The 17526-nt window shown below is 38.1% G+C and carries 16 protein-coding genes and 1 riboswitch; of the genes, 4 read left to right on the top strand and 12 right to left on the bottom strand.

Features of this window, described 5'->3' with window-relative positions:
• Positions 1 to 12: 12 nt before the first annotated feature.
• From nadE to NST66_RS04810, 3 genes are all read right to left on the bottom strand, one after another.
• Positions 13 to 843 carry an ammonia-dependent NAD(+) synthetase gene (nadE, locus tag NST66_RS04820; protein WP_098627241.1) on the bottom strand — a complete coding sequence of 277 codons (831 nt, stop codon included), beginning with the start codon at positions 841 to 843 and terminating at the stop codon, positions 13 to 15.
• A gap of 35 nt (positions 844 to 878) precedes the next feature.
• Positions 879 to 2399, bottom strand: coding sequence for a nicotinate phosphoribosyltransferase (locus NST66_RS04815; protein ID WP_033578365.1), 1521 nt, complete (start codon positions 2397 to 2399; stop codon positions 879 to 881).
• A gap of 138 nt (positions 2400 to 2537) precedes the next feature.
• Entirely contained in the window at positions 2538 to 3257 is a 720-nt protein-coding gene (locus NST66_RS04810; protein WP_340843172.1) for a FadR/GntR family transcriptional regulator, read from the bottom strand.
• 193 nt (positions 3258 to 3450) lie between these two features.
• Here NST66_RS04810 and NST66_RS04805 point away from each other — a divergent pair, with 193 nt between their 5' ends.
• Positions 3451 to 5220, top strand: coding sequence for a B12-binding domain-containing radical SAM protein (locus NST66_RS04805; protein WP_340843171.1), 1770 nt, complete (start codon positions 3451 to 3453; stop codon positions 5218 to 5220).
• A 27-nt stretch (positions 5221 to 5247) separates the two neighbouring features.
• Here NST66_RS04805 and NST66_RS04800 read toward each other — a convergent pair whose 3' ends face one another.
• From NST66_RS04800 to phaR, 6 genes are all read right to left on the bottom strand, one after another.
• Positions 5248 to 5421 carry a hypothetical protein gene (locus NST66_RS04800; RefSeq protein WP_014461091.1) on the bottom strand — a complete coding sequence of 58 codons (174 nt, stop codon included), beginning with the start codon at positions 5419 to 5421 and terminating at the stop codon, positions 5248 to 5250.
• A gap of 2 nt (positions 5422 to 5423) precedes the next feature.
• Positions 5424 to 5582, bottom strand: a complete 159-nt coding sequence (locus NST66_RS04795) for a hypothetical protein (RefSeq protein WP_025749458.1) — start codon at positions 5580 to 5582, stop codon at positions 5424 to 5426.
• Positions 5583 to 5949: 367 nt separating this feature from the next.
• On the bottom strand, positions 5950 to 7329 hold the full coding sequence (locus NST66_RS04790; RefSeq protein WP_255256020.1) for a TrkH family potassium uptake protein: 1380 nt from the start codon (positions 7327 to 7329) through the stop codon (positions 5950 to 5952).
• Positions 7330 to 7698: 369 nt separating this feature from the next.
• Positions 7699 to 8787, bottom strand: a complete 1089-nt coding sequence (locus NST66_RS04785) for a class III poly(R)-hydroxyalkanoic acid synthase subunit PhaC (RefSeq protein WP_013055939.1) — start codon at positions 8785 to 8787, stop codon at positions 7699 to 7701.
• A 76-nt stretch (positions 8788 to 8863) separates the two neighbouring features.
• The gene (gene phbB / locus NST66_RS04780; RefSeq protein ID WP_014461095.1) at positions 8864 to 9607 is read right to left on the bottom strand and encodes an acetoacetyl-CoA reductase; all 744 of its coding nucleotides are present in this window, start codon (positions 9605 to 9607) and stop codon (positions 8864 to 8866) included.
• Between the two features lie 81 nt (positions 9608 to 9688).
• A complete protein-coding gene (phaR, locus tag NST66_RS04775) occupies positions 9689 to 10288 on the bottom strand; it encodes a polyhydroxyalkanoic acid synthase subunit PhaR (RefSeq protein ID WP_340843170.1) in 600 nt (199 codons plus the stop codon).
• Between the two features lie 392 nt (positions 10289 to 10680).
• Between phaR and phaQ the strand changes: the two genes are divergently transcribed.
• From phaQ to NST66_RS04760, 3 genes are all read left to right on the top strand, one after another.
• Entirely contained in the window at positions 10681 to 11121 is a 441-nt protein-coding gene (gene phaQ, locus NST66_RS04770; RefSeq protein WP_013055935.1) for a poly-beta-hydroxybutyrate-responsive repressor, read from the top strand.
• 172 nt (positions 11122 to 11293) lie between these two features.
• Positions 11294 to 11806 carry a polyhydroxyalkanoic acid inclusion protein PhaP gene (gene phaP / locus NST66_RS04765; RefSeq protein ID WP_014461097.1) on the top strand — a complete coding sequence of 171 codons (513 nt, stop codon included), beginning with the start codon at positions 11294 to 11296 and terminating at the stop codon, positions 11804 to 11806.
• Positions 11807 to 11949: 143 nt separating this feature from the next.
• Positions 11950 to 12147, top strand: coding sequence for an alpha/beta-type small acid-soluble spore protein (locus tag NST66_RS04760; protein ID WP_013055933.1), 198 nt, complete (start codon positions 11950 to 11952; stop codon positions 12145 to 12147).
• A gap of 51 nt (positions 12148 to 12198) precedes the next feature.
• On the opposite strand, the gene sigI is transcribed toward NST66_RS04760, so the two are convergent.
• The 3 genes from sigI to NST66_RS04745 all read right to left on the bottom strand — a co-directional run bounded on the left by sigI (position 12199) and on the right by NST66_RS04745 (position 17393).
• Positions 12199 to 12909, bottom strand: coding sequence for an RNA polymerase sigma factor SigI (gene sigI / locus NST66_RS04755; protein ID WP_335563657.1), 711 nt, complete (start codon positions 12907 to 12909; stop codon positions 12199 to 12201).
• Positions 12910 to 13270: 361 nt separating this feature from the next.
• Complete coding sequence (locus NST66_RS04750; RefSeq protein WP_340843168.1) at positions 13271 to 14086, bottom strand: TerC family protein; 816 nt, start codon at positions 14084 to 14086, stop codon at positions 13271 to 13273.
• 96 nt (positions 14087 to 14182) lie between these two features.
• A riboswitch (yybP-ykoY riboswitch) is annotated at positions 14183 to 14278 on the bottom strand.
• 76 nt (positions 14279 to 14354) lie between these two features.
• A complete protein-coding gene (locus tag NST66_RS04745; protein WP_340843166.1) occupies positions 14355 to 17393 on the bottom strand; it encodes a PAS domain S-box protein in 3039 nt (1012 codons plus the stop codon).
• Between the last annotated feature and the right edge of the window lie 133 nt (positions 17394 to 17526).

Raw genomic sequence — 17526 nt, 5'->3', positions numbered from 1 at the left:
CTTCTTACTTATTTATTTCCAAAAATCATCAAACACTGTGATTGGCAATTGGCGTTTATGCTGCGTTTTTAAGAAGTGACCTTCAATGACGTTACTTGCATGTTCACCTACATCTTTGCCTTCTAAATAATCGTCGATTTGCTCATACGTTACGCCAAGCGCTTCTTCATCTGGAAGCTGTGGACGATCTTCTTCCAAATCAGCCGTTGGTTTTTTCATATATAGATGCTCGGGACAGCCTAATTCTTTTAGCATTTGTTTCCCTTGTCGCTTGTTTAGACGGAAGATAGGCACTAAGTCAGCTCCTCCGTCACCAAATTTTGTATAAAATCCTGTAACAGCTTCAGCGGAGTGATCCGTTCCAAGTACGACTCCACTGTACATGCCTGCTACCGTATATTGCGCAATCATTCGTTCACGTGCTTTTACATTTCCTTTGTTGAAGTCGGAAACTTTATCATCTGCCGCTTCTTCAACAGCAGAAAGCATCGCATCTACTGCTGGTTTTACATTAATAGAAATAGATTTTGTTGGTTGAATAAAAGCAAGTGCATCTTGACAGTCTGCTTCATCTGCCTGCACACCGTATGGAAGACGAACAGCAATAAACTGATAGCGCTCTTCTTTGGCTTCTTCATTCAACTCATTAACCGCTAGCTGCGCCAGCTTTCCAGTTAACGTAGAATCTTGGCCGCCGGAAATACCTAGTACAAACGAACGTAAAAAAGGATATTTGTTCATGTAGGATTTCAGAAAATCAACGCTGCGGCGAATTTCTTCCGCGGGATTAATTTCTTTTTGCACATGCATTTCTTCAATAATTTGCTTTTGTAGCTCTTTCATAAAAAAACTCTCCTCTCATTACTAGCTGACGGAATCTAAACAAGTACGGTATCAGATAGTAACTTGCTTCTAGTCTCTTCGATATTTTGCATTTTGTTATCCCAGCAGTTTGTACTTAAGTCTACTGGATACTCTGTAGGACGAAATACATCTTCGTTCGATTTTGTAATAACTTTGTAGTCATCCCATAGATGCTTTAAGTTTTGTAAGCAGTAGGCTCTCATTTCTTCAATGGTAGGCTGCTCATACACAAGCTTTCCCTGTGCAAAGATTGGCTGGTGAATTTTACGTGCGTTAAAGTTCGTGACAAACTTGCTGACGTGCGTATGAATAGGATGAAACATTTTTAAATGCTGCTCTTCATTCGGCACTTCGTCTTGCATCGTAATATAATCGCCTTCCCATTTGTGATTCACTTGATTTACAATTCGATATACTTCTTTTAGACCGGGAGTTGAAATTTTCTCCGGGTTTTCTGACAGCTTAATCGTATCCACCATGTTTCCATGATCATCTTCAATCGAAACCAGCTTGTACACCGCTCCTAGCGCCGGCTGATCAAAGGACGTCATGAGTTTTGTTCCAACTCCCCATCCATCAATTTTGGCACCTTGCGCTTTCAAATCTAGAATGCTGTACTCATCAAGGTCATTGGAAGCGAAAATTTTCACATCATGATAGCCAGCTTCATCAAGCATTTTTCTTGCCTCTTGAGAAAGATATGGAAGTCTTCCGCTGTCTAATCGAATACCGATAAAATTAATTCGTTCTCCCATTTCTTTTGCTACTTTAATAGCATTTGGAATACCTGATTTTAACGTATTATATGTATCTACTAAAAAGATACAGTTACGGTGTGATTCGGCATATTTTTTAAACGCACTATATTCATCACGATAGACTTGAACAAGCGCGTGGGCGTGAGTGCCGGACACAGGAATTCCAAACACTTTTCCCGCTCTTACATTACTGGTTGCGTCAAAGCCTCCAATATAAGCAGCTCTTGCCCCGTAAAAAGCAGCATCCAGCTCATGTGCTCTTCTTGAACCAAATTCCATAAGCTGATTTGTACCCGTATGTTCATATAAATTATCTTCTCCCGCGGCTAAGCGAATACGCGATGCTTTTGTGGCAATCAGCGGATGGAAATTTAAAATATTTAAAAGCGGCGTTTCGATAAGCTGCGCTTCTGCTAAAGGAGCGTCAATTTGCAGCATCGGTTCATTAGCAAAAATCATTTCGCCTTCTACGACCGAACGAATATTACCGCTAAATCGAACCTGTTTTAGATAGTCGATAAACTCCGCTTCATAATGTAATTCTTCATATAAATAATCTAAGTCCGTTTCGCTAAATCTGAAATTAGCAATAAAATCAATTACTCTTTCTAGCCCGGCAAACACCGCATAACCGCTTTCAAACGGCATCCGACGAAAGTAAGCTTCAAATACAGAACGACGTTTATGAATCTGGTCTTGAAAATACGTATGCGCCATATTCAGCTCGTATAGATCTGTATGCAAAGCTAGACTATCATCTCTATATTGCTTTTTCATACTTTGTAACCCTCCATTTGACAATCCTAGTTTCTATTATGTAAATCTTTTCACAATAGAGCAAGCATAAATTATCGGAAGGTGCTTGAATTTTAGTTTTTCTGTTGTTTAGAGCGCACTTTTCTGCCTGAAATGGCGTTATTTTTCTTCCGGTATGTATTTCATTAGTACATGTTCAACATTACCAAGGTGACTCATCATAAAATGCTGAGCATCTTCTGCATGCTGAGAGAGAATAGCTTCATAAATTTGCTGATGCTCTTTATAAATCCGTTCAGCCGTTTTCTCTTCTGCATAAAGCCAGATGCGTCTTGTCTCTTTCATCGTTTCAATCATCATTTCTGATACGTTATTCATAAGCTTCACTAAAAGAGGGTTTTGTGAGGCTTTGGCAATGGCTAAATGAAAAGCAAAATCTGCTTTCTCTCCCAGTTCTTCATTGCCAAACGCTCCTTTCATTTGTTCCAGACTATTAGACAGCTGTTTAAGGTCCGCATCCGTTCTCTTTTGAGCTGCCGCTCGAACAGCTCCAATTTCTAATACTTTTCTCACTTCAAGCAAATGCTCAATATCGTTTTTATTCATTAATACAGCGCTAGTTACAGGCAAAGACAGCATATCTGAGTTAAATTCGCGTACAAATGTGCCTTCTCCTTGCTTCATCTCCAGAAGCCCCATCGCCCGCAAAGCGCTAAGAGCTTCACGAATAGCTGAGCGTCCTACCTGAAAGTTTTCCGCCAGCTGCTGCACTGAATCCAAACGGTCTCCAGGCTTCAAGCTGCCTTCTTTTATATTCTCAAGAAGCGTTTCGGCTACTTCTTCGTATATTTTTTTTGGCTTAATTCGCTTATATTCCACGTTTTCCACCTCATTTTTTTCGTTCACCAAGGTTCACATTAACCGAGACTCTTTCTTCTTTTACGTTTCTGTTACATTTTACCGAAATCTTTTCCCCGCCACAACAAAAGTGCAAAGGTATTTATACTTTATTTCTCAAATGTGCTAAAATAGTAAATTGATTTCATATTACGAGTTAAAAGGAGCTTTTTGAATGAACATTGTTGTCAGTACATTGAATGCGAAGTATATTCATACTTCTTTAGCCCTTCGATGTTTAAAAGCCTATGCCGAGCCTGACTATAAAGTGGATATGGCCGAATATACGATTAAAGATCCTGCTATGAACATTGTCACGGATTTATATAAACGCAACCCAGATATTATTGGTTTCAGCTGTTACATTTGGAATATTGAAGAAACGATTAAAGTCGCACAAATGCTTAAAAAGATCAATCCTGAGCTCATCATTATATTCGGTGGACCAGAAGTAACCTATGATGTAACTCACTGGTTAGAGCGTATTCCTGAAGCTGACTTTATCGCTATTGGTGAAGGTGAAGAAACATTCAAGCAGCTGTTAGATGAACTTCACGGCGAGCGTCAGTTTGAAAACGTAAGCGGCGTGGCTTTCCGAAAAGAAGGAAAACCAGTTGTTAACCCACAGCGCAATAAAATTGATCTGCGCGAAATGCCTTCTCCTTTCCGTTTTGAAGAAGACCGCCAAGAACTTTCAAAACGCGTTGTGTATATTGAAACAAGCCGCGGCTGTCCGTTTAGCTGTCAGTTCTGTCTCTCTTCTATTGAAGTAGGCGTTCGTTATTTCGACCGAGAAAAAGTAAAAGAAGATATTCGCTATTTGATGGATAACGGAGCGCGCACAATTAAGTTCGTAGACCGCACGTTCAACATCAGCCGCAGCTACGCCATGGAAATGTTCCAATTTTTAATTGATGAACATCGTGAAGGTACCGTATTTCAGTTTGAAATTACTGCCGATATTATGCGCCCAGAAGTTATTCAGTTCTTAAACGATAACGCGCCAAAAGGATTATTCCGCTTTGAAATTGGCGTTCAATCTACAAATGATGCCGTTAATGAGCTAGTCAAACGCAAACAAAACTTCAAAAAATTAACGCGTACCGTAACAATGGTAAAAGAAGGCGGAAAGATCGACCAGCATTTAGATTTAATCGCCGGACTGCCAGACGAAGATTACAACTCATTTAAAAATACGTTTAATGATGTATTTGCACTTCGTCCTGAAGAGCTTCAGCTAGGCTTTTTAAAAATGCTTCGCGGCACTGGCTTACGTTTAAGTGCGCCTCGCTATAATTATCAATACATGGATCAGTCGCCTTATGAAATTTTAAGCAATAACGTCTTGCCATTTTCAGATGTCGTACGCATCAAGCATGTAGAAGATATTTTAGAAAAGTTTTGGAATGACCACCGAATGGATGAAACGATCGAGTTTTTAGTAGAACACTGCTATGATACGCCTTTTGATTTTTTCCAAAACTTTGGGACGTATTGGGATGAAATGGGCTGGGTTCGAATCGGTCATCAGCTTGAAGATTTATTCAGACGCCTTAAACAGTATATTGAAACAGAAAGTTTTTCAAATGAAGAAGTAATTGAAGGGTTTATGAAAATTGATTATTTACAAAACCAAAAGCATAAGCCTCGTAAGCCTTGGTGGGACGATAAAGTAGAAAAACAAGTCCGCTCTCATTACTATCAGCAAATGCTTGCTAATCCTTCTACCATGGGACAGGCTTTTGAAGCTGAACAGCTTGCTGAAAAAGAATTATACAAGCACACTGTTTTAGAGATTCTTCCATTTGATTATATGTATTATAAACAAACAGGACAAATCAATGAACAACCATCTGTTCTTCTTGCTTATTATGATCAAAAAGCAAATGATACAAAACTTTATTCAGCACCTGTAGAAGCATTTGGTCTTCCAGTTGTAAGCTAAAACCTCGGATATCCGAGGTTTTTTTCTTTAGCATTCTTTTTTCTTTTCATGCTCTTTATCAGACTTTGTCTTTCCAAGGGATTCATATATTTTAGCTGCGTTCGGATCGCCCATTTCCGTTCCAAACTCTTCTTGCAGTAATTGTTTTTGTTTTGCTTCGGTGCTCGCGATGTGCTTATTATTTTGTTTATGTTTGCTCATCGTTACTTACCTTGCTTTCCTTTTTTAGAATTGCGATTCGCGCCTTTAGCCGGCTCCTCGCCGCCAGCATATTCAGCAGCAAATTCTGCATCTGAAAGGCTCTCTTTTGGTGTATTGTTGTTAGTTAGTGCTGATTTGTACCCTACTTTACGCTTTGCCATCATCTATCCCTCCTATGCTTGGAAGTCCATTGAACTTCCTTTTCTTAGAATGCGCGTTTTGCTAAGCAATATAAGCAGAAAAAGCTGTAAAAAAGCGGTTGAAACATAACAAAATCACTTTACTCTAAATACGAACAACTAGGATAAATGCGTTGAACCGCTTGTGACACCGCTGTTGATTTCCGTGCAAGGCTTCGCTTTCCGCGGGCGGTCGATAAGCCTCGCCCTCCCATCAACAGCTAGAAGCAGCTACATGAAACCTACGTTCACCATCATAATAAAAAGATCCGAACGAGTTGGATTCTTAATCAAGAAACAAACTCATTCGGATCTTCCTTCAACTAACATATTTTTGTCCCAGCCTCTTTTATCCAATAATGATACGTTCTTTCGGATAGTGATAATCCGGTCCAGACGTTGGACGGCGAAGCATTAAGATAAATGAAAACATGCCAATTCGGCCAATGAACATTAAAATCATAATAACGCATTTTCCGATATCAGAAAGTCCTCCTGTAATGCCCATTGATAAACCGGTTGTCCCAAAAGCTGAACACACTTCAAAAATAAGCTCAATGAGAGAAAAATGTTCTGTAATACTTAAAATAAGAAGAGAAATCGAGCAAATGATCACGGCTAACATCGACACGGCTACTGATTTGATAATGTCATCTTCATGAATTTCGCGGCGAAAGATTTTAATCGTCTTATTTCCTCTTACGTAATAAAACAGGAAAAGAATATTTAATGCAAACGTCGTCGTACGAATTCCTCCTCCTACTGAGCTCGGTGAAGCCCCGATAAACATCATCGCGCTCATCATAATTAACGTAGGAAGTGAAAACTCATTAATATTCATGGTCGCCACTCCTCCGCTCCTTGTAGCAGCGGATTGGAAAAACGCATAAAAGAACGATTCATCCCAAGACTTATCTGCTAAAAACCCTGAATGCTCTAGCACAAGAATTAAAATTGTTCCCCCTGCCAACAGCAGAAAAAACATAATGGTCGTTAGCTTCGTAAATAGAGAAAATTGAAATTTACGCTTATCTTTAAATGTTAAAAAATAGTGCTTAATCTCAATTAACACAGGGAATCCAATCGCTCCAAGCGTAATTAAAATGACAGTTACCACTTGTACAAAATAATCATGGGCATACGGAATAAATGAAGATCCTGTAATATCGAAGCCGGCATTTGTTGTAGCGCTGACAGAAGCAAAGAAACCATGCAGAAACGCATCTGTCCAGCTCGAATAGTAACGGAGAAAATGTAATCCTAAAATAATGGCACCAACTAGTTCAATAGCAAAAATAATAAATAAAATATTTCTCATCAAGTCAACTAATCCTGATAAACGGGATTGGTTATGATCTGTCATAATGAGCTGACGTTCCTTTAAACCAATTTTTTTACCTAAAATCATCCAAATAAATGTACTGAGTGTCATCACACCAATACCACCGATTTGAAAGATAAAGGCGAGCAAAAAATAGCCCGTCGTACTAAATGTATCCGGAGTAGAAACAGGTGTCAGCCCTGTTACACTTACCGCACTAACGGCAATAAATAAGCGATCAATAAATGCTAACTTCACTCCCGGCTTTAAAGCTTCTGGAATACTAAGCAATAGAAATCCAAGCGTAACAGCCACTATGTAAAATGTAACAATAATTTGAGCTGAAGACATCTGCCTTACTCGTCGTTTCCATGGTTGCGGCATAATCTGACATTCCTTTTTTGTTATAATACTAATAGTTTTCTTCTTTCTTCCCAAAGCATACTCATTGTTACATGGATCGCAATATCCATGTAAAAAATCCCATGTTCAAGAAGGTGACTACATTAGTATAAAAGAAGTCACCTCACTTGTCATTAGATATCATAAATCCCAGCAGCCTGCATCAAGAACCGTCACTCAATATTGTCTGTTTATACAAAAAAACGAGGTCGAGACATAATTAAATTAATCTAATCTAAAGACAAATAAATGGGATACATGAGTTCGTATGGACACTTGAGACCTGCGTTCACCATAACAAAAAACGAACCACTAATATCAGTGGTTCGTTTTTTACTTCGGCTAAAATATTTTTGTCCCAGCCGCGTCTTTATTTTATTTAGAACGTTTTTCTAGCCAATCGCCGATTGAAGGATATGTTTCCTTCACTGCTTTTGGACCAAATACAACAGATACGTGACCTGTTTGCAGCAATTTGTACTCTTTATCTTCACTTGAAACAGCGTCCATTAAAGCTGCCACTTGATGCGGCATCGCAATATGATCACGGCTAGCAGCAATGTTTAAAATATTAGCTTTAATATTTTTCAAATCTACTTTTCGGCCGCGAACTTCAAGTTCACCATTGATTAATTTGTTTTGTTGATAGAAGTCGCGAATCCACTGACGATAAGCTTCACCAGCAAATGGGATTCCGTCAGCAACCCACTTTTGCATTAGCTTCCAGCTTTCAACAAAGCGCTGATTTTCCGAACGATCCACCAGCGTTACATACGGACCGTAAAAATTTGTGATTGGCTTTAGCATCTTGTTTCCAAAGTCAATCATCTCTGGAGGGATGTTTCCGAATGTATCTACTGCTTTATCTAAATTAAAGTAGCGGTCGTCTAGGAATGCCCCGTATAAACCTGTATCCGAGAAATCAAATGGACTTGTCATAAAAATTAAGTTTTTAATCGGCAAGTCTTCATTTAATGCAGCAAAAATAGATGTCATAGTTCCGCCCATGCAGTAACCAAGAACAGACAAATCAGGAGATTTAGAAGTGCGCAGCACCTTTTTCGCCGCTTTTGGAATATAATCCACAATATAATCATCTAGCTTCATATTGCTGTCTTCAAGTCCAGGAGTTCCCCAGTCAAGTAAATACACGTCAAAACCGCGGTTTAATAAGTATTCAACAAGGCTGTTTCCAGGTGTCAAATCCAAAATATACGGTTTATTGATCAGTGCATATACGAGTAAAATTGGTGTTTTGTGAAGGTTATCTTTTACTGGCGTATAGCGATATAATTTCGCTTTGTTCTTTTTCCAAATAACCTCTTTTGGTGTTAATCCAACTTCCGGTTCCGCTTCTGTTGTCATAATTTCATATGCACGCTTAAAACGTCTTGCAGAACTTTTATATTCACTTGGCATTGATTTGATTAATTTTTCCCACTCTTGCACGTAAGGAATTGCCACGAATATACACACCCTTTCATTTCATTAGTAGTTAGTTAACAAGCACAGCCCCGACAAAAGTCAGGGCCAGCATCTATTACATGTATAAGCCGCCGTTAATGTTTAACTGTTGTCCTGTAATGTACGCGCCGTCTTTTGCTAAGTAAACAACTCCGCGTGCAATTTCTTCAGCGTGGCCTAAGCGACGAGTTGGAATTTTCGCAACAACTTTTGCACGAACTTCTTCCGGCATTGCCATTACCATTTCCGTTTCAATAAATCCTGGGCAAATTGCATTAACTGTTACGCCTGACTTAGCTAGTTCAAGAGCTAATGATTTAGTGAATCCTAGCATACCTGCTTTAGCAGCTGAGTAGTTTGTTTGACCAAATCCGCCCGCTTGACCAATAATTGATGAAATATTGATAACACGACCGCCTTCAGATTCTAAAAGATGCGTTAGCGCAGCTGATGTTGTGTTGTATACGCTATGTAAGTTTACATCAATTACTTTTTTCCAATCTTCTTCGCCTAACTTCTTGAATGAACGGTCACGCGTAATTCCAGCATTGTTTACTAGAATGTCCAATTGACCAAACGCAGCTTTTGTTTCTTCGATTAGGTGTTTTGCTTGATCTACATAAGACACGTCAGCTTGAACCGCAATAGCTTCGCCGCCGTTGTCTTTAATTTCTTTTACAATTGCTTCTGCAGATTCTTTACTGCTGTTATAGTTTACTGCTACTTTTACTCCATTAGAAGCAAGCTCACGTGTAATTGCTGCCCCGATACCTTTAGATCCGCCTGTTACGATTGCTACTTTACCTTGTAATGTTGTCATGAAAAATTTCCCCCTTGCTTCTTCAGCGATGATTTTTACTGTAAATACAGCAGTTAATGTTGTTTTAAAATCCCCTATGCCCTACTTGCGAGCCGGCTGCTCAGTTTTTTGAGCGTTTGATGGTTTTGCTTCAGCTTTAGCTTCTGCCTTTGGCTTTTCAGCTAATTTTTCTTGTTTTTCTAACAGCTGAGCCTGAAGCTGCTCACCTCGAGTTTTAATTTGTTGTTGAATCGTTTCTTTTAACTCGTCTTGTGTTTTTTGCTGCCCTTCAAGAAGAGATAAAACTTTGTCGAGTTTTTTGTCTAATGATTTGACATCAGATTTCAGCTTAGTTACATCTTTTTTCAAAGCGGATGCACTTTCTTGCTGTGCTTCTAATTCATCAAAACGATCATCAAATTGCTCTTCTAATAATTCTACTTTTTCTTCCACATTGATGACTAATGACGCAACGTTTGCTACATCTTCTTTTGTGGGTACATTTACTTGGTGCAGATAGCGCCCCGTTACTTCATTTACTGCTTGTTGATATTGAAGGTTCATATTTAGCACATTTCCCATGAGCTGGGAAAATTCTTCACGATTCATATTGTCCCCAATAACTTTACCCCAGTAAGATTCGGTTTTGTCATATACGTCTTTCCATGCTTGAAACGGATCAAATACTTTTTGCTGTTCCAAAACTCCATCTCCTTTCTTGTGTACGTTAAAAGTGATGGCTTTCAATATGGACACTTAATGTGACAAGCGACATATTAGAAGCTCTAAGTAAACGCAACCAATTTTGCGTTTATTTATTGGATAATGTAAATCTTTTCACAATTCACTTACCAACAAATTATAAATGTTATAAAAATTACCTACATGTACTATTATAAATTCGTTTTCCAAAATAAACAATTCTAAATCTTTGTTTATTTTTGAATTTTTTTGACGCTTTTTGTCGAAATTCAAAAAATCGTTCTTTTTTCCTGTATTTGAAAGACCTGTTTTAAAGTGTTGACAATTTTTTCATCTAGGTGTAAATTACACATATAGAAAACAAATTCTCTTTTTTCGAAGGGGTGATTACCTTGGGATCAAGTGAAAAAGATAACACCTCTAATTCAAACAACTTAGAAAAATCGATTAGCGGTGCACCAAAAAACTTGATGGTTCCTTTTCTTCTTTTAAGTTTAAGAGGTTGGAATCTACATGGTTACAAGCTCATTCAGCAACTAATGAGCTTTGGATTCACATCAGTTGATCAAGGAAATGTCTACCGCACGCTGAGACAGCTTGAAAAAGACAACTTGATTACATCGCAATGGGATACGTCAGCTGAAGGACCTGCACGCCGGATTTACTCATTAACAGACGCCGGTGAACAATATTTAAGCATGTGGGCTAATTCACTTGAACAGTATCAAAACATGTTAGATTCATTTTTTCACATGTATACCGACATGTTGTTCCCTTTTAGCTCTTCTTCTTCTAAAAAGTCAAAAGAATCAAAAGAGGAAGAAAACGATTAAAGGGATTCACGCAGTACATCTGCGTTTCCTAATATAATGTTAAATAAATTTCACGGTCAACCAGCGAGCGCGGAATGTTAGGTTTATTACACAACTACGAATTTCTTCTTTAACGTTTTGTTCATTACGATAACTGTTCGCCAGACCAAATTATTCAAGGAGGAATTTGATTATGTCAACAGTAAAGTATGATACAGTAATTGATGCAATGTGGGAACAATGGACAAAGGGGTTACAAAACATTGCAGACGGAAACAAACAAATTGAGCAATGGACGTTAAAAGCACTTGAGCAACAGCAAGAATTTGTAACAAAAGCAGTTGAACAACTTCAAGCAACAGACAAACAGTGGAAAGCTGAATTAGAAGATCTTCAACAAAAAACAGTTGAAAACTTACGTAAAACAGCTGGTAACGCTGTTGCCGATTCTTATGAAGAATGGACAAACCGCACGCATGAAGCATTAAATAAATTACAAGAGCTTTCTCTTAACCAAAGCAAATCAAGCTATTCTTTAGTAAAGCAAGCTCAAGAACAATATCATCAAGTAGTAACACAATTAGTAGAAGAGCAAAAGAAAACGCGTCAAGAGTTCCAACACGTATCTGATGCATACGTAGAGCAAGTAAAATCTCTTCAAAAATCATTTGCTCAGTCTCTTGAGCAATATGCAGTTGTAAAATAATATATAAAAAAGCCCAGCTTCTTTGAAAGCTGGGCTTTTTTATACTTTCTTGCAAACCATTACCAGTATGCAAAATAGTAAACAGCAAATAATACAGGTACAGCAGTGAACTGCTGTACAACTAAAAAAGGAGATGACTAATCATGGCTAGAACAAATAAACTATTAACACCAGGAGTAGAACAATTTTTAGATCAATATAAATACGAAATCGCTCAAGAATTTGGGGTAACTCTAGGTTCTGACACTGCTGCACGCAGCAACGGTTCAGTAGGTGGAGAAATCACAAAACGCTTGGTGCAACAAGCTCAAGCTCACTTAAGCGGCAGCACACAAAAATAAAACACAACTTCATAACATGGCTAAAAAAAGGCACCTGCGTGTGCCTTTTTCTTACATAATATAGTCTTTTAAATACACGTAGTCCCCCGCTAATATAATAACCATTGCGATGATATATTTCCGGTTTCTTTCAATTGTTTTCCGGCTCACTTTGACATGTTTTTCAATCAAGCGAATGGGAAGCTGCCGCTTTAAAAACAGCTTATCTTTTAATTCTTTTTCATTGACGATAAAAGATGCAACTTCCACTGCGTTTCCCCTTGCATCCTTATGTTTAGGAGACGTGTTAATAATGTCTTCAAGAGTTAATTTAAACAATTTTAGCGTCTGACAAAAATAAGTCATTTCCTCTTGAATATATGAAGTTTCACTTTGCCTTTTATAGTTAGAAAGCGATATATCCCTTTCTATCTTACCTTGAATAAAACCTTCATTTTCAATTCGGCTATAGAGAAGCGTTTGGTTTCGCTTTTCTTTTCGAATATAGTCGATGACTCTTCTTTTAATAATCAGTTCCGCAAATGCAAGAAGGGATCGACCTTTTTGGATTGTGTAATTTTCAATGGCTTCATTAAACGCAATCAGACCAATGCTAAATTCATCGTCAGCTTCACTTATATAACGTTTACATACAGCTGAAACAACTTTAGCAATAAACGGTTTATATTGTTGAATCATTTCGTTATGTAATTGTTTATCCCCTTGCTGAATCGTCAGTACAAGCGTTTCAAGCGATGGAGGCGTTTGAACTTTTGTGAGCATTGGCTTCACCTCTTTTACTATACTCAGTTGCTTTATACCATGTTAATATCCATTCTTTTGATGACGAACAGGGTAAAGAAGCGCTCTGCTCCTTTTAATTCTCTTTATTATAACCCATAATAGCTCAATTTTACCAATTAACATACATTTGAAATATATGTTTATGAACTGAAATAAACTTCATTGAACTGAATTATCCAACGCTGATTCTGTTCTTTACAGAATATGAACGAAAAAGCAAAACATTCGGATATACAGTAATTAAACATCAGTTAGTTCTTTTACCCTTTCCCAAAACAATTTAAACTAGGTATTTTATCTTAATACAAAAAAACGCGCATTAAAAGCGCGTTTTTTTGTATTATTGATTTTCAATTTTCTTTAATGAGTCTTTTTCTTTCTCTGAACCTTCAAGATCAGTTTGTTCTTTGTTTTTAGATAAGAACCAGCCTGAAGCTGCTATGCCAAGTAACACAACCCAAAACGTAATTTTCCATGCTTTTGATTCAGGGAAGTGTTCATTAATAATACCTAACTCCGGATGAGCAAGAGTGTAAACTGCTAGCTTAACCCCTACCCAGCCTACGATAGCAAAAGCCGCCGTTTCTAGCCCCGGGCGCGTATTTAATAGTTTGACGAACCAAGTTGCAGCAAAACGCATAATGATTAGTCCCATAATTCCTCCGGCAAAGATCACCAAGAATTGTCCGCCATCGAGTCCGCCAATTTTAGGAAGATTGGTTGTTGGCAACGTAACGGCAAGAGCCACAGCAGCCAAAATTGAATCAACCGCAAAAGCAATGTCCGCTACTTCTACTTTCAAGACCGTCATCCAGAAACCTGAGCCCTTTTTTCCGTCCGCTTCTTTTACTTTTTCATGATCACCTTTTTTCACATATCGCTTCACAATATGATTAATGGAAATGAACAATAAGTAAATGGCTCCTATTGCTTGAAGCTGCCATACATCTACCAAAAATGAAATCAAAAACAATGAACCGAATCTAAAAATAAAGGCACCGGCTAATCCGTAAAACAATGCCTTCTTGCGTTTTTCTTCCGGTAAATGTTTGACCATAATGGCCATTACAAGAGCATTATCCGCCGCCAAAATTCCTTCTAATGCAACCAGCACCAGCAATACCCATCCATATTCTAACAAAAGCGATGCATCCATAAAAATCCCCTCTCGTTTCTTTGTATAAGTTGATTTATTCTCATTACCGGAATAAAACACAAAAAGACCTTTGCCAAATATGGCAAAGGTCTTGCTAAGCATAATCATTATGCCAACAAAGCCGATGGAATACTCCATGTAATGACGACTTTGTTTCAGGTTTCCCTGACGCTACTCCCCTTTACTCCGTAAGAAGTAAATGTATTAAGTTGTTTTTATTTTACAAAAGGTCCACTAATAAGTCAATGAAAAGCCTTCTAAACTTTTGTTAAGCTTTTGTAAAGCGATTTAATACATTTAAAAACGTGGCAATATGAATTGGCTTTGTTACGTATTCACTAAAACCGACTAAAAAAGCTTGATCGATGTCGCTTTGCATCGCGCTTGCACTCAAGGCGACTCGCGGAATATGCTTCAACTCTTTTTCCAGCTGAAGCTGTGTGCATACCTCAAAACCATTCATATCAGGTAGATCAATATCAATTAAAACAATATCCGGTGAAATGGACTTGATTAGCCCGATGCCGTTTTCTCCTGTTTTGGCAACTAAGAGCTTAACGTTTTTATATGGAGAAAGAATCGATTGCATAAGCTCAATATTTGTATCGTTATCCTCAATATACACAATTGAGATCGGCATGGAAAAACCTAAAAATGACTCGGCTTCCCTTTCATTGGATAAGCGTTTAGGAACAGGTGGGTGTACTAACGGAAAACGAACCCAAAATGTACTGCCTTTTCCTTCTTCACTTCGCACTCCGCACGTTCCATTCATTAAGACAACAAGCTGCTTTACAAGCGCCAGCCCAATCCCTGTTCCGTCTTTTTCTAATCTATTCACACGGTAGAAAGGCTCAAAAATCCGATTTAATTCTGAAGCTGGAATTCCAAAGCCACTATCTTCAATCAATATGGTTACGTGATGCTGAGTGATGTCTGTATAGATAATGATATCGCGATAAGCGGGTGAATATTTAATGGCGTTTGTAAGCAGATTTAATAAGATCTGCTGAAACCGAAGTTCATCTACTTCAACAAAGACTTCTTGGTATGCGTGAAAGCGAGTATAAAATATACTATGCTTATCTTTTGCTAATGGTTTCATAATTTTAAGCGCGTCTTCAATTGCTTCTTTTACCGACACTGGTTCAAGGTTAATCGCTAAGTGACCTGATTCAATTTTCGATAAATCAAGCGTTTCATTTATTAAATAAAGAAGATGATTACCTGCTTTTAAAATTTTTCGTATACGATTCAATTGTTTTTCTGTTAAATCTTTTTCTCCTTGCTCTTCCAATATCTGTGCATAGCCTAAAATACTGTTTAAAGGCGTTCGAAGTTCATGGCTTACTTTTGATAAAAATTCTGACTTAGCCTGATTTGCTTTTTCGGCTTCTTCTTTGGCTATAATCATTTGCTGATTGGAATGAAGCAGGTCTTGTTCTTGTTCCTGCTGCTTTGTAATATCATAAAATGTGACAACTACGCCTTTATAATATTTGCTTTCTTGCAGAGGTTCAGCATTCACCGAAAGCCAAGTCAACTTTTTCTCATTTAAATAAATGCCCATGACTGTATTTCGCACAGGCTCTTTTGTATGAAGACAGCGGACAGATGGAATATCTTCGAGTGCAAAAGCTGTGCCATCAGGATGAATAATTTCCCAGTCTAAACCAAACGGGTTAACCGATAGCATTTGGTCATAAGGCACGTTTAGAATCTTAGCAGCGTATGCATTGGCAGCAATTAAGTTACCTTCAAGGTCATGAAACACCACGCCTTCTGACATTGTAGAAAGAACGGATCGATACATGCTTTCACTTTTAGCCAGCTTTTCTCTTGCTTCGTGAAGATCAGTAATATCTACTATAGAACCAATAACTTCTTGTACTTCTCCTTTGTAGATATGAGGTGTTAATTTCGTATAGTAAGCAAAGTCGTTCAAAAGTACTTCATACGACACTTTCTCTCCCGCCCATGCTTTATCATAGTACCTCCTATTATCTCTTGCGTAGGATTCAGGTAAAAATTCCTCAGGTGTTTTTCCGACAACATCTATTTCCTCATATCCCATTTCACGAATCATTTTGCCTTCGCACATCGTATAGACATATCCTTTACTGTTCTTCACAAATTTAAAAATAGTACCATCTTGCTGTGAAAGCGTGCGTTTTAAATCTTTTTGTAAATCCAGAAGCTGCTGTTGAGCCCTTTTTCGATCTGTCACATCTTTGGCGATAACGTAACTTCCTTTAATTTGATCATAAACAATAATGGGCATTTGCGTGACTTCAACGTATACAGGCTGATTATCTTTTCGAATCAGCGTTGCCTCATAATATACAGAGTCTCCGCTCAGGGATTTCCACATATATTCTTCAGCTCTTTCAGCTTCTCTGAACATAGAAGGAAACGGGATTTTCTCCATTTTATTTAACGTGTATCCTGTTAGCTCGATTCCTTTTGGGTTAATCGTTTGAATATTGCCGTACAAATCAACTGCACACACAATATTGGGATTGTAGTTAAAAAGAGATTGATAATACTCTTCTTTTAATTGACTTTCCCTCACTTCTTCCTGCCGCTTAAAAGCTGCAACGAGCAGGAAGACAATGAGTAGCGTAATTGTGATGCTTGCAATAATATTGGAAAACGGCGCTTGATACGGCAGCCACTGGCCCCACCTTCTAGCAACTGAATGTGCAATATGCAGCTTCATTCCATACATACTAATGAAATGCATAGCTGAAATGCCAATGCCTAGCAAAATGGAGCTAACAAGTTTAAGAAATGGATTAGCTTTCACGCTTTTCGAACGAAAAAACAAGTGCATCGCATAAAAGGCAACGACCAGGGCGATGATGATGGAAAGCAAAACAGATAGCACAGCATAATGAATGTGTGCTTCCGTTTCGATTGCTGCCATTGCAATATAATGTGTACCCAGAATACTGCTTCCTAAAATGAGTCCTGACCATACCGACGTGCGCCATTTCCAGAATGTCCAAAACGCAACTAATGATCCGCTAATCGCTATTATTAAAGCAACAACAGAAAGTACAGCATCAAAATGAAAGCTAACAGGAACATAATAAGCAAGCATCGCAATATAGTGCATCGCCCCCACTCCAAGCCCCATTGAAGTTGCTGACAATGTGAGCCACAAATAATTGTTCCGCTGTTTTTTCATCATTTTGCTCACAATATCAAGTGCTGTATAAGAGGCAAGAATCCCTACAATGACAGCAAGAAATACGGTAAATTCATTATAGTGACCAGTAATTGAAATCATTTTCTTTCCTTTCACTTTAACGTTACTTCTTCTATCTAACTCTCCTTATAAGAACTATATTACGATCATTTATTCCGAAAGCAGACACATGAAATAGACGAAACTTACATAAGCTTCGTCCTCTCATCAGCATAACTATTTTAGAAGA

Source organism: Priestia sp. FSL W8-0524, assembly GCF_038005965.1.
Classification (GTDB): domain Bacteria; phylum Bacillota; class Bacilli; order Bacillales; family Bacillaceae_H; genus Priestia; species Priestia zanthoxyli.
This window is presented reverse-complemented; position numbering and strand designations above follow the sequence as displayed.

Coding starts and splice junctions, on each gene's coding strand:
- nadE (WP_098627241.1), bottom strand. CDS start 843: ATGAAAGAGCTACAAAAGCAAATTATTGAAGAAATGCATGTGCAAAAA.
- NST66_RS04815 (WP_033578365.1), bottom strand. CDS start 2,399: ATGAAAAAGCAATATAGAGATGATAGTCTAGCTTTGCATACAGATCTA.
- NST66_RS04805 (WP_340843171.1), top strand. CDS start 3,451: ATGAACATTGTTGTCAGTACATTGAATGCGAAGTATATTCATACTTCT.
- NST66_RS04800 (WP_014461091.1), bottom strand. CDS start 5,421: ATGAGCAAACATAAACAAAATAATAAGCACATCGCGAGCACCGAAGCA.
- NST66_RS04795 (WP_025749458.1), bottom strand. CDS start 5,582: ATGGCAAAGCGTAAAGTAGGGTACAAATCAGCACTAACTAACAACAAT.
- phbB (WP_014461095.1), bottom strand. CDS start 9,607: ATGACAACATTACAAGGTAAAGTAGCAATCGTAACAGGCGGATCTAAA.
- phaP (WP_014461097.1), top strand. CDS start 11,294: ATGTCAACAGTAAAGTATGATACAGTAATTGATGCAATGTGGGAACAA.
- NST66_RS04760 (WP_013055933.1), top strand. CDS start 11,950: ATGGCTAGAACAAATAAACTATTAACACCAGGAGTAGAACAATTTTTA.
- sigI (WP_335563657.1), bottom strand. CDS start 12,909: ATGCTCACAAAAGTTCAAACGCCTCCATCGCTTGAAACGCTTGTACTG.
- NST66_RS04750 (WP_340843168.1), bottom strand. CDS start 14,086: ATGGATGCATCGCTTTTGTTAGAATATGGATGGGTATTGCTGGTGCTG.